The sequence below is a fragment of the candidate division TA06 bacterium genome (assembly GCA_016208585.1).
Taxonomy (GTDB): Bacteria; Edwardsbacteria; AC1; order AC1; family EtOH8; genus UBA5202.
The window spans coordinates 1-12,831 of record JACQXR010000133.1; the positions used below are offsets into that span (position 1 = coordinate 1).

The 12,831-nt window shown below is 55.4% G+C and carries 10 protein-coding genes and 1 tRNA gene; all 11 read left to right on the top strand.

Annotated features, from left to right (window positions below; translation table 11 throughout):
- Positions 1-166 precede the first annotated feature (166 nt).
- The 11 genes from HY768_09805 (at position 167) to glmM (ending at position 12,720) form a co-directional block, all read left to right on the top strand.
- A complete protein-coding gene (locus HY768_09805) occupies positions 167-682 on the top strand; it encodes an RNA polymerase sigma factor (protein MBI4727490.1) in 516 nt (171 codons plus the stop codon).
- 9 nt (positions 683-691) lie between these two features.
- A complete protein-coding gene (locus tag HY768_09810) occupies positions 692-1,207 on the top strand; it encodes a hypothetical protein (GenBank protein ID MBI4727491.1) in 516 nt (171 codons plus the stop codon).
- Positions 1,208-1,759, top strand: a complete 552-nt coding sequence (locus tag HY768_09815; protein MBI4727492.1) for a hypothetical protein — start codon at positions 1,208-1,210, stop codon at positions 1,757-1,759.
- Between the two features lie 35 nt (positions 1,760-1,794).
- Positions 1,795-2,307: a periplasmic heavy metal sensor gene (locus HY768_09820; GenBank protein MBI4727493.1), complete on the top strand. Its 513-nt coding sequence runs from the start codon at positions 1,795-1,797 to the stop codon at positions 2,305-2,307.
- 116 nt (positions 2,308-2,423) lie between these two features.
- A complete protein-coding gene (locus tag HY768_09825) occupies positions 2,424-4,694 on the top strand; it encodes a sigma 54-interacting transcriptional regulator (protein ID MBI4727494.1) in 2,271 nt (756 codons plus the stop codon).
- Positions 4,695-4,989: 295 nt separating this feature from the next.
- Positions 4,990-5,442: a type II secretion system protein gene (locus HY768_09830; protein MBI4727495.1), complete on the top strand. Its 453-nt coding sequence runs from the start codon at positions 4,990-4,992 to the stop codon at positions 5,440-5,442.
- Positions 5,443-5,474: 32 nt separating this feature from the next.
- Complete coding sequence (locus HY768_09835; GenBank protein ID MBI4727496.1) at positions 5,475-5,864, top strand: type II secretion system protein; 390 nt, start codon at positions 5,475-5,477, stop codon at positions 5,862-5,864.
- Positions 5,865-6,209: 345 nt separating this feature from the next.
- A complete protein-coding gene (locus HY768_09840; GenBank protein MBI4727497.1) occupies positions 6,210-9,383 on the top strand; it encodes a prepilin-type N-terminal cleavage/methylation domain-containing protein in 3,174 nt (1,057 codons plus the stop codon).
- A 56-nt stretch (positions 9,384-9,439) separates the two neighbouring features.
- Positions 9,440-10,786, top strand: a complete 1,347-nt coding sequence (locus HY768_09845; GenBank protein ID MBI4727498.1) for a pilus assembly PilX N-terminal domain-containing protein — start codon at positions 9,440-9,442, stop codon at positions 10,784-10,786.
- 262 nt (positions 10,787-11,048) lie between these two features.
- Positions 11,049-11,124 (top strand) — tRNA-Thr (locus HY768_09850).
- Positions 11,125-11,379: 255 nt separating this feature from the next.
- On the top strand, positions 11,380-12,720 hold the full coding sequence (gene glmM, locus HY768_09855; GenBank protein ID MBI4727499.1) for a phosphoglucosamine mutase: 1,341 nt from the start codon (positions 11,380-11,382) through the stop codon (positions 12,718-12,720).
- The last annotated feature ends 111 nt before the right edge of the window (positions 12,721-12,831 follow it).

Genomic DNA, 12,831 nt, shown 5'->3' on the forward strand with positions numbered 1-12,831 from the left:
ACCATGGCCGGCCGGGCAGCCCTCGGCTTCCCCTTCGTTTTTTCGGCCGGGCTTGATTTCAAATTCTAATCAGATGTCTTTAAAACGCCCCGTTCATGCGGGGCGTTTTTTGTTTATCAAAAATAAACCTTTTTCCGGCAACGGCAGTCTAATACCATGTAAGCAGATGATCGATCAGACAGCTCAAAAAATACGTTCCGGACCTCAAACCTATGATATCAAAGAGGTTATAACATCCAACAGTCAGGCTATCTACCGTCTGGCATACCGGCTGACCGGCAATGTGGAGGATGCCAAGGACCTTACCCAGGAAGTGTTCATCAGGGCTTACAAGGGATTAGATAACTTTAAAGGACAGTCCGAGATCAAGACCTGGCTGTACCGGATAGCCATAAACCTGGGGTCAAGCTGGCGCAAAAAGGAAATTTTTAGTTTGATCTCCCTGGACGAGATCTCGGAACCCCCGGCCCCCGACAGCCAGGACAGCGATACGGTCAGGGCGGTAAAAAAGGCGGTCAGCGGACTGCCTTACAGACAAAGAATGGTCTTTGTGATGCGCCAGTACGAGGGATTTAAGCACGAGGAAATTGCCAGGATAACCGGAAGGACCGAAGGCAGCGTCAAGGCCAACTACCACCAGGCGGTGGAAAAACTGAAAACAAGTTTAAAAGATCTGATCTGAAAATAAAAAATGAAAAACGACAACAATATAAATAATCAGGACCGCACCACCCAAAAACTGCTGCAGCTGGTCGGGAGTTGGCAAGTAGAGATGCCCGAAGACAGGTTCTTCATCAACCTTCCGGTGATGGTAGAAGAAAAAGTTAAGGAGCGGCCGTCCTCCTGGTGGCAGAAGGGCTGGATCTACTGGGGAGCCCTTTCCGGGGCCATGACCGCGGCGGTGCTTTTGTTTGCCTGGCAATTGGGGACAGGTATCAGTGCCGACGGCAGGCTAGCCAGGGCCGCCTCGGAATGGGGCCTGGACGACTACGGCTGGGAAAGGGTGGACGAGGTCTTGGTCCAGTCTGGTCAAGTGGCCCAGCAGCAGAACCAGCTTTCAGCCAGCTTCCAGACCTACGGCAGCGAAGTTCTGATGGAATACAGCGTCAGCGAACAGGACGATTATCAGAGCGCCACTCAGGACCTTTCCGATGAAGAGTGGCAGGATGTCTTGGAACAAATATCAGCCAAAGAAAGGACCATATAAATGAAGAGGATAAATTTGATCCCGGCAGCCGTGATCCTGCTCATATCAGCCTTGGCCTGGGCCCAGCCTGGCCCGCAGGGCGGAGTGATGTCTCCCCCGCCAGGCATGATGGACGGAGGCGGTCCGGGAGCCTGCGAGGATCCCTGCCCCCGTGACAAGGACCGCAAAATGCTGGAGGCGGTGCGGATCGCCAGGATGACCGAGGCTTTGGAGCTTTCCGACCGACAGATCGCCGAATTCTTTCCCAAGCTCAAGCAGATGGAAGACGGCTTGATGGAACTGGGGAAAGCCAGACAAAAATATATCGGCCAGTTAGACAGCCTGCTGAATGCCGGAGCCAGGGAGCAGGAACTGAAAGCCAAGATGGACCAGATCGAAAACAACGAGGTCGAAAGATGGCAGCGGATGAAGACCTTTAAAACAAAAATCGACGGGATCCTGACGGTCAAACAGCAGGCCAGGATGCTGGTGTTCATCCAGAAATTTGACGAGGAAATTAGGGACATGGTGCGGGATATCAGGCAAAAAAAGATGAAGCATTTCCGGCAATAATCAATAATAACCAAAATTAAAAGGAGGAAAGCAAAATGAAAAAGGCGATCACCCTGGCGGTCATGCTGCTGGCAACGGTCGGTCTGGCCCTGGCCCAGTGCCCCATGGGGCCGGGCGAAGGCGATGGACCAATGATGGAACATGGCGGAATGAAGGATTGCGGAAATCCCGGAATGGGGATGGGAAGAGGCCAATGGTGGGAGAATCCCGAAGTAATTCAAAAGCTTAGCCTGACCGCCGAGCAGACCGAAAAAATCGACCAGCTGGCCTTAAAACACCGCAAGGAGATGGTCAAACTGGAAGCCGATATGAAGATCGCCAGGATGGAGTATCAGGACCTGCTGGAAAGCAACGCCACCGACAGCGAGATCCGCAAAAAATCCGGCGAGATGAAATCATTGATGAACAAACTGCACGACGCCAGGACCGAGCATATGCTGGAAGTGCGCAAGGTACTCACCGCCGATCAGCAGAAGAAACTGAAGGCCGAAAAAACCGGGATGCGCCGCCAGATGAAGAATAACCCCGGTTGTCAAGACAAAGATTAAAAAAGCAGCCCAATATTTTTGCTCCCAACAAAGCGCCGTTTTTAATGAAGCGGCGCTTTTAGTATTTCTAAAAATTCCCGTTGACACCGGAAAATTGTTATGGTAGACTATTACCCATGAGTAACAGATGGCAGAGATACGAGTTGGAGACCAAGCTGGCCGGCTTTTTGATAGTGCTGGTGCTTTTGGTGATCAATCTGTCCGGCATTTGGCTGGTTTATAAAACCAAATCCCGGATGGACTCGATTCAACTCAGCCATATGGAATTGTTGGGCGGCTTGGCCCAAGCCGAAATGGAAAAAGCCAAGGATCTGCCGAAAGATTCCCTTTGGTCATCCTGGCAGCGCCTGGCCCAAAGGACCGGCTTGGTTGGCATCGGCCTTTTAGACGGAAACGGCAGGTGGGTTATCAAATACGACAAATACAGGCCCTGGAACCTGACGCCCGAAAATTACGAAAAACCGTTAACCGCTATGCCGCCATCCGCCTCTTTCAGTGAGAACGGTTTGGCCATTTCCCCCGCCTATGGCAGGCTGGGGCTTTTCTATTTTACGGCTTTTTACAAAGCAGGCCAAGGTCAAAGCATCCTGGCCCTGGAATACCCGGCCGGCGAAGAAGCGGCCATTGCCCGGGCGGCCAATATCCAGGTATTGACCGGAGCGATAGGATTCGGCCTGATCAGCATCATCGGGCTGTTTTACCTGAGGAACATCTTTTCGCCTTTCCGGCAGATGGCCCGGAGCGCCAGGAGCAAAATGGGCGAAGCATCTTCTGACCGGGCGGATTCCGACGTGGACCTGGTGGTGAAAACCTACGATCAAATGATAGAGCAGCTTAAGGCCAAGGGTCAAACCCTGCAACAGCTTTACGACAACGCGTTGGACCGGGCCGAGCAGAGCGAGCTGATAAAAAAACAGATCGTGGACAGCATAGACAAGGCCCTGATCACCATCGGCAAAAACGGGGAAGTAACCTCGTTCAACCGGGCCGCGGCCCAACTGGCCGGCGGGGAAGAGGCCGCGCAGATTTCCCGCTGGCTGAAAGAAAACAATCTTTTGGGCCTGATAGAAAACAAAAAGCCATGGGTGTGGGAAGCCAAACACCCCAAATACGGCCTGAGGTACCTGCAGGCCGAACTGTATAATCTGGCCGACCCTGCGGGACAGAACACAGGCAGCATCATAGCGGTGACGGACATCACGGAGGCCAAAAACATGGAAGAACAGGCCCGGCTGTATGACGGCGCCCTGCTGATGGCCCAGGCTTCCCAAAAACTTTTGGAGAGGATCAAGCCGGAAATTGCGGCCCTGAAAGATCCGGCAAACGCCGCTTTAGCCCAGCCCGGACTCTGGCAAAAGCGCCTGTCCGAAATTGAGCGGGCGGTGGAAGACCTGGGCCAGTATCTGACCTACCAGCCGGCCGGAATCCCGGAAACATCGGGTTCGGAGATCATCCATGTCTCTAAAGGAATGTCCGATGCGCTGGAGATGGCCCAAAAGGTGGCCAAGACGGAAAGCACGGCGCTTTTAACCGGGGAATCCGGCACCGGCAAGGAGCTGGTGGCCCGGGCCATTCACCGCCAAAGCCCCAGGAACAAGGGGCCGTTCGTATCCATCAATTGCGGGGCTTTGCCGGAAACGCTTTTGGAGTCGGAGCTTTTCGGCTACTTAAAGGGAGCCTTTACCGGGGCCTACAAGGACAAGCCGGGGCTGTTGAAGGCGGCCGAGGGCGGCACTTTCTTTTTGGACGAGATCGGCGAACTGCCTCTTTCGCTGCAGGTAAAACTTTTGCGGGCGCTGCAGGAGCGCGAAGCCACCCCGGTGGGCGGCGCCAGGCCCTTCAAAGTTGATGTCCGGTTCATAGCGGCCACTAATCAGAATCCGGAACAATTGGTGAAATCGGGAAAATTCAGGCAGGATCTCTATTTCAGGCTTAACGTCTTTCCCATAGAACTGCCCCCGCTGCGCCAAAGGCCGGAGGACATCATCCTGTTGGCCGAGCATTTTGCGGAAAAACACTGCCGGAAAGTTAAAACTCCGGTCAAGCATTTTACCAGGGACAGCCTGGAAATTTTAACCGGCTATCAATGGCCGGGCAATGTCCGGGAACTGGAGAATGCGGTGGAGCGGGCGGTGGTGATGGCCGAGGGAAATCTGATCAAACCGGAGCACCTGAATATAACAGAAGGAAAAGTTCCAAACGATCCAAAGGTTGAAAAGGATTTGGGTTTACTGGAAGTTTCGGCCAGGGCGGCGGCCGCCTCCGAGGCCCAAATGATCAAAGAGATGTTGAAGGAGACCGGGGGGAACAAAAGCGAAGCTTCCCGTAGGCTAAAGATCAGCTACCGGGTGATGCTTAAGAAGATAAAAGATTATCAGCTGGAATAAATGCACCTATCTTTTTATTTTAGGAAAGACAGGATTAACATGATTTACATTTTATGACTACACGGAGGCTGGTTTCAAATTTGGTTTTTGAGGGGTATTATTTAGGTGGAGTTTGGTTGTTACTCAAAAATGACCCGAAGCGACCAAGTATTACTTTTGGGTAACACTAAAAGGTGGTTTATTTGGGGATCCAATTTTAAACATAATTTCATAAGCTATTGCCCAACAATAAGATAATCGGTTAATTTTAACATGGTATAAACATTGCATATTTATCATAACGGAGGTAAAAGTAATGAAAGAAAAAGGGTTTACGTTAATAGAGCTGATGGTGGTGATTATAGTAATGGGCATCATGATGGCGATCGCCATCCCGAACCTTACCCGCAATCTCCCATATCGGAACTTGATTAACGGGCGTGATCAGGTGAGGATTGACCTTTCTGCAGTCCGGCAACGCGCCATTACCCAGGACAGTGCCTACGGTCTTTACTCCCCCGCTGGTAGTCTCAATCAATATTCCCTGTTCCTCGACCGCAACAAGGACGGCACCTTTACTGGCGGGGAACCGGCTCTAAAAACCATGAAACTTCCCAATGGTATCACCTTCACCCAGGGCTGGAACCTAAGTTTCCTCTCCAGCGGCCAGTTGCCCGGAGGCATGGGCGCCGTTACCGTCACGTTGACCAACACCAAGGGCATGCGCGATTCTATTCTCGTCATGTTGTCCGGTGCCGTCTTTCACTAAAACTAATTTTAACCTTCAACGGTGGTACGGCCATGCGCACAATATCTAAACAAACCGGGTTCTCAATAATCGAGCTGTTGGTGGCCATCACAATCCTGGCGATTGTGGTCATGGGCATCGGCTCGCTGTTTGCTTCCGGGATGCGGGCCAGCACCCAGGTCAGGCTTCATAGCCGCGCGACCAGCCTGGCCGAAGCCACAATCGAGGAGTTGGAGCGGCTGCCAAGAACGGCCGCCGAACTGAGCGCCGGCAATCACGGCCCTGAGATCATTGATGGCATTTTCGTACGCAGTTGGAACGTCACGGTCAACTCACCGATCCGGGACATGCGGTCCGTTACCTTAAACGTGTCGTTCCGAAACATCGCGCGGAGCGACAGCACGAGGATCTCATTAACCATGTATCTGAGACCACGTATCTGAGACCGCGATGGGATGCCTGCCTTTCCGGCTGGCCGTTGAGTATCCCACCTGGCCTCGATGCTTCGATACATTCACCACAAGTCTAGCTGGACCACTCGGCCAACCTGTCCGCCCCCGTTCACATAAACGGGGCAGGCTCCGCGCTGGCGAAGGAGGACGGCGGGGCGTACTTGTGCTGAACCCTTCGGTACCGCTCAGGATAAACTCCGTTGAAGCATCGAAACGGCCAGCCAACTCAATGTCCGTAGGCCGTATTTTCCAATAGTGAATATTTGCCAAAGAGATATAACTGAGATCCGAGTTGCAAAAAATTTCAAAAGCTCAGACTGAGCTGACGGAGGAACTATGAAACGCAAGGGATTTACCCTAATCGAGTTGATGGTGGCGGTCACCGTGCTCGGCATCGTGATGGCCGCGATCATGGTGGTGGTCAACAACGCGAACCGGGCCAAACGCGATAACGACCTGGTGATGGAGGCCCAGCAGCAGGCGCGGGCCGGCCTGGACATGGTGGTGCGCGACGTTAGGACCATTGGCTACGACATTCCGTTCGCCGGCAGCCAGCTCAGGGTCGTCTACGCGCGGCCGTTCGAGTGCATATTCAACAGCAATATCAGTCCCTACCCGGACAGCCAGAACATCAGGCAGCAGCCGCTGTGTTACGATCCGGCGATTTCGCCGACATGCCCCAATGCTTTGAACATCGCAGTGTTCTTTACCACCGGCGCCGAGACCTACCGCTACACCATCGACTCCGACAACGATGGCGATTATTTCTCGGGCGCCGACAAGAGCGACGACGCGATCGAGCGGGGCACCACAAACCCCAACGACTACGTGCTGGTGCGGCAGGCCTACGGCAAGATGATCTCGGGCACATACAGCGGGACCAACAACATCTATCCCGCGCTCAACCAGCCGGTGGCCCTGATCCGGGGGCCGGCCAACAGCACCGACTATACGGTAGAGCCGTTGTTCCAGTACTGGTACCGCCCGGCAGGGAGCGATACGTTGCGGCTATATGGCGACGCAAACGGCGACAAAACGCTGACTGGTGCCGAGCGAAATTTCGCCAACCCCTCGGCCGACATCCTGGCCAGCATCGAGGAGATCACGACCACCGTAACGGCGGAGACCCGCAACCAGATCCGCGGCGTTTATAGGCAGGTGGTGGTGACAACCCGGACCAACCTGAACAATGTGCCGATCTCGTCCACCCGCTATACGGTCAGCGGCAGCTACACATATCCCGAAGCCGGCTCCAGCCCGGTCCCCGACGCCAATGTCTATATCAGCTCGGGCACGATGCAGACCACGAACTCGGCCGGAGCCTATTCGTTCACGGTGGACCCCGGCACCTACACCGTTACTCCGGAGAAGCTGATTGACGGAACAGGGTACTATTATCTGCTGAGGCATCCGCAGGACACGCTGGCCGACGCCTCGTCCGCGAGCGTCGCTAACCTGAACTTCAAATACGAGGCCATCCCCGACGGCGAGATGTGCCACATCACCGGCGAGGTGTACAACGACACCATCGCGCCAATCGGCCTGCCGGCCATGCCGACCGCCGGCGAGCGCCGCATCGGCGGGGTGACCGTCACGGCCACCGGCTTCTCGTCCATAGCGGGTACGGAATCAACGATCATCTCGGTGAGCAAGATCACCAATTCCAGCGGCCAGTACGAGCTCATCGTTCCGATTGGAACCTACACCGTGACCGAGTACGATTCGGCAGGCTACTTCTCGACCACGCCGAACGACACCGTCATCACCATGGCGGCTATAGGGACGACCATTACCAAGAACTTCGGCGACACCAAGCTCCCGGGCGGCTTCATCAAGATCACGGTCTGGGCGGATACGAACAAGAATTTTCTCCAGAACGCGGGCGAGCCGCTCATTCCCAATGTCAAGTGCTACGTTACCAGGGGGGGCGCGCAGGACATCCCGGTCGCCAACGGGCTAACCGACGCCAACGGACAGGTATTGCTCCAAGTGCCCGCGGACACTGTGCTCTCGATCATCGAGGTCGACCTGGACTCGATGTATTCTACCTGCGCCATCAGGCTGGGATACACGGCCGGATTAGACTCGGCGAACTACGACACCTTAAAACCACGGAGCCGGCTTGACAGCATCATCGTGCTTAGGGACTCAACCTACCGGGTGAAATTCGGGGATGTTACCGGCTTTGTTACCCTCAACCTGGGGACCACCGAGCGGGTGCTTTCTTTGATTACCCCCAACCTGGGCGAGACCGTGGATCCCCCCGGCTCCAATGACAACAGCTACGGGAACGACCCCGATTTGGTGCTGGGCACGGTCAGCGGGGGCACCTCCAACCTGTACGTCTGGTACAACCGCTACAAGAGCGCCACCACGTCATTTAACTCTATCTTCCCGTCCGGCGGCGGCGGGGTGGCCGTCCCCGACCGCTCCATTGACCTAGGCAATGACATCTGCGCAATAACCGCAGCCAATTTCAACCCCAACGTGTCCAGCGACTACGGCACCAGCGATCTGGTCTGCGGGCTGGGCAAAAACGCCACCAGCAACATCAAGTGGGAGCCGTCTGTGGACGGCAACCCCGCCAAGAATCAGGGCGATCTGACCGCGTTCATCGGCTTCGCCACCGCCACCGAAGTCCTGAACACCGACGTTACCAGCGCCGATGCCGCCATCATCGTCAATGACACCACCTGCGATTTCGTGATCGGGACCAACGACAACGTCAACCAAGGCCATCTGGAGGTGTGGCGGAACTACCGGACCAAGAATGTTACGCCCCAATTCGTGCGGGACAGCGCCTACTACAAAGCCGATTTCGCCGGTACCGTCGACTTTGGCGAGATCCGGACCATCGTGCTGGCCGACGTGGTGGACAGCTTGGGCACCGGCACCGGAGCGGGTTCCAAGGATGGGCTCCTGGACATCATCGTCGGCACCAAGACCAGCGGCACCTGGCCCAACTACAGCGGCCAGTTGGTTATCCTAAGGCGGGCCGGCCAGCAGAAGCGGTTCGTGGTGGACACCTGCGTTGCCACCGCCGGCGCCTACATCAATGCCATTGCCACTTACAACCACGGCAATTACAAGGACCTGGCCATCGGTTTTCGACTGCCGGGGGCCACTAGTACCGACTATGCCGGCGCCCTGTCATTGCTGCACAACAACGCCAACGGCACCTTTACCCAGACCGCCAAAGTAGCCATAGCCGGCGAGGTAACCTCGGTGGCCACCGGCCGGATCGACATCGACAACATTCCCGACGTGGTCTGCGGCGTTAAGACCGGCCTGAACACCGGCAAAACCCTGGTCTTCTACCAGAGCCCCACCGACTACCTGCCGTCGTCCGGCAACGATCCCTCGGGCGGCGCCTTCGGCGGCGAGGTGATAGCGGTGCGGACCGTCGCGTTCCGGCCGGTACCCGGCAAGACCGATATCGTGGTAGGCGAGCGGTTCGACCAAAGCGGTGTCAGCAAGGGCCGGATCGTAATCTATTTCAACAAGAATTAATGCGCAATGCGATCGCAGGGTCGGAGATCCGCCTGCGGCGGGAAAGGAAGGCTGAAATGAAAAACCTGAAAAACCAGAAGGGCATAGCCTTGGTCATGGCGCTGATGATCGTTTTGCTGTTGTCGGTGATGGCGGCCGGCCTGATGTACACCGTAATCAGCGAAAAGCAGATCAACAGCAGCCGGCAGAGGAACGCCGAGGCGCTCTACGTAACCAAGGCCGGAACCTACGAGGCGATCGGCCGGATCGGGTACGGGTATAGTGTGGGCAGCGAGACGACCATCACCGAGGATCTGAATGCCGCCTCCGGCATAACCCCGAACTGGTGCTGTTACATCTTCCTCAACCCCACGCTAACAGGCATCTATTGCAAACGTTCGATGCAAAGCGGGACGATTTTGCCGTACACGGTTACAGGCACGACCCTTGCCGACACTGCCCAGGCTCTGGTGGTGACATATAAAACCTACGACGCCGACGGCAACGGGACTCTCGGTAAGGAAGAGGTATATTATTACAACAACAGGACCCGGCAGATAACTTTGGGGCATACCGGCGGAACTCCGGCGGATGCCTACCCGGTGTTTCAAATCATCGCCCGCGGGCGGCAAGGCACGGCGCGTAAGACCATGATCACCGAGTTGGTCGTCACCTCGGCCAATTCCAACGTCAAAGCCGCGATCCGCAGCTATGCGCCGATAGTCTCCAGCGGAACGGTCAACATCTGCGCGCACAACCACCTGGCCACCACGCCTACCGGCCTCAATCCACCGAATTGCTATACGGCCAGGGCTGATACCGGATGGCATACGAAGAATAAAGCGGTGCATGGCGACCTGTACCAGCATTGCACGGTCTGGGGAGATTCGTTTGCAACCAAAAATGTTAATTCATACTGCACCGAATGCGGCTGCCTGCCGGGATCGGAATCGAACAGCACGATAGATTACCACGGCTCGTCGACGAAATCCCGCGGGAACCCGGACGATATCACGGATTCACCGGCCCCCATGCCCACACTGCGCGACATGTTGGGCCTGAGCGTCACGGACTATAACAGCATTACATGGAACAGCAATACCAACCCGGTGTCGGGATTTACCAAGGTGACAGGCGATCTGTCCATCACCGGCGGTTTCGCGGACGGCGAGGGCGTGTTGTATGTGACGGGCGACTGTAAGATCGTGGGCAATTACAATTTCCGGGGGCTGATATACTGCGAGGGCCAGTTCACAAACTCCGGCACCAGCTGGATCCTCGGCGCGGTGGCGGCCGCAGGAGGCATAGAGACAAAAGTATCCGGCAACACCACCATTATGTATTCCCGGGAAATGATATCGCGGGTAATTCAAAAAGCTATGGGCGGCGGGGCGACCATCATCATGCAACGCGAAGTCGATTAGACAGGTGTTCGGGTGAAAGTAAAATGGGCCGTGCCGGATTTTTCCGGGGCGGCTTTTTTGTTTGACTTTTGGCTGTTTGACTTTTGGCTTGACTTGCCGGGTAAAATCCATTATCATTAAAGGTCATTGAGTATTTGCAGAAGGGTTAAAGATTTTTTTCATATCAGCGATACCCTGAAGGATATCGCTAGAAAACATCAAGGCTTGCACTGAGCGGTGCCAAAGCGCCTCTGAGGAGGCCTCCAAAGGTATAAATCCATATGCCGCTGTAGCTCAGTTGGTAGAGCGACGCTCTCGTAAAGCGTAGGTCACCGGTTCGATTCCGGTCAGCGGCTCCAGGCTTGGCATAGGCTCGTCCGCCCCTTTGTCTGCAAAGCATGCGGTTATTCTCAGGGCAAGCTCCGCTTTAGCGTTGGGGGATCAGCGGCTCCAGACTTGGCTTTTAGCTCGTCCTCCCCTTTGTCTGCAAAGCATGCGGTTATTCTCAGGGCAAGCTCCGCTTTAGCGTTGGGGGATCAGCGGCTCCATGCTGGACATTTTTCTGGTTTCCTTATAAAAATCGTTTCCACGCCTTCTGTAATATTAGAAAAGACATGAAGCATAATAACAAACTAATGATCAACGTGGCCGGCATCCGCGGGGTGGTGGGCCAAAGCCTGACCCCGGAGAACACCGCCGGGTTCGCCGCGGCCTTTGGAACCTTCTGCGGCCAGGGCCGGGTCGTGCTGGGGCGCGATTCCCGTCATTCCGGGCCCATGCTGGAACTGGCGGTGGAGGCGGCCCTGCAGGCAGTGGGCTGCGATGTGGTCAAGATCGGGATAGTGCCCACCCCCACGGTCCAGCTGATGGTCAGGGAACTCGGCGCCAAAGGCGGAATCGCCATCACCGCCAGCCACAACCCGCCCCAGTGGAACGCGCTCAAGTTCGTCACTGCAGAAGGCATCTTCCTGAACAAAATGCAGGGACAGAAAGTGATCACGATCTATGAGCGCAAACTGCAGAGATACGTCGGATCCGGCGACCTGGGCTTTTCATTCCGCTACCAAAACGCCATTGAGGACCATGTTCAAAGGATCCTGGCCCTGCCGTTCCTGGACGTAGCCCTGATAAAAAAACAAAGATATAAGGTGGTCACCGATACCTGCCACGGAGCCGGCGGGCCGATATTCAAATTGCTGCTGAAGAAACTCGGCTGCCATGTGGCGTCGCTTTATTCCGAACCCAACGGGAATTTCCCCCGGCCCATCGAGCCCCAAGCCAGGAACCTGAAGGCGCTGGAAGCCGCCGTCAAAAAGTACAAAGCCGACATCGGCTTTGCCACCGATGCCGACGTGGACCGATTGTCCATAGTCTCGGACAAGGAAAAAGCCCTGGGTGAGGAATATTCCCTGGCCCTGGCCGCGATGTTCATGCTCCAAAACAAAAAAGGCCCGATGGTGACCAATCTTTCCAGCAGCCGGATGGTGGATGACGTCGCCGGAAGATACGGGGCCAAGGTGATCCGCACCGCCATCGGCGAAGCCAACGTGGTCCAGGCCATGAAGAAATTCCGGGCGGTGATAGGCGGAGAGGGCAACGGCGGAATAATAATCCCCAAACTCAACTACGGCCGGGACGCCACCGTCGGAATGGCCTTGATGCTTCAGTTGATGGCCAAGAGCGACCAGAGCATTTCCCAGCTGGCCGGGGAACTGCCGAAGTATTCGACGATCAAAGAAACGTTGGAAGTGAAGGATCCATCTAAATTGCTGGTCTTGGTTAAAAAGAAATACGCCGGACAGAAAATGGATGCCCGCGACGGGGTTAAGGTGATCTTCAAGGATTCCTGGGTGCATGTCAGGTCTTCGGGAACCGAGCCAATAGTTAGGGTGATTGCGGAGGCCAAGGACGGAAAGACAGCGCAAGAACTGGTCAACAGTATTAAGAAACTTTAACCCGCCATCAGCGGTGTTGATTGACTAAGGCAGACGCCCGGAATTTGTTGTGAATGACACTATTTAGTTTGTCGGGTTCAGCAAATTCAGTCCGCCAGATATTCTGACATC

Coding starts and splice junctions, on each gene's coding strand:
- glmM (MBI4727499.1), top strand. CDS start 11,380: ATGAAGCATAATAACAAACTAATGATCAACGTGGCCGGCATCCGCGGG.
- HY768_09835 (MBI4727496.1), top strand. CDS start 5,475: ATGCGCACAATATCTAAACAAACCGGGTTCTCAATAATCGAGCTGTTG.
- HY768_09815 (MBI4727492.1), top strand. CDS start 1,208: ATGAAGAGGATAAATTTGATCCCGGCAGCCGTGATCCTGCTCATATCA.
- HY768_09840 (MBI4727497.1), top strand. CDS start 6,210: ATGAAACGCAAGGGATTTACCCTAATCGAGTTGATGGTGGCGGTCACC.
- HY768_09820 (MBI4727493.1), top strand. CDS start 1,795: ATGAAAAAGGCGATCACCCTGGCGGTCATGCTGCTGGCAACGGTCGGT.
- HY768_09810 (MBI4727491.1), top strand. CDS start 692: ATGAAAAACGACAACAATATAAATAATCAGGACCGCACCACCCAAAAA.
- HY768_09825 (MBI4727494.1), top strand. CDS start 2,424: ATGAGTAACAGATGGCAGAGATACGAGTTGGAGACCAAGCTGGCCGGC.
- HY768_09805 (MBI4727490.1), top strand. CDS start 167: ATGATCGATCAGACAGCTCAAAAAATACGTTCCGGACCTCAAACCTAT.
- HY768_09830 (MBI4727495.1), top strand. CDS start 4,990: ATGAAAGAAAAAGGGTTTACGTTAATAGAGCTGATGGTGGTGATTATA.
- HY768_09845 (MBI4727498.1), top strand. CDS start 9,440: ATGAAAAACCTGAAAAACCAGAAGGGCATAGCCTTGGTCATGGCGCTG.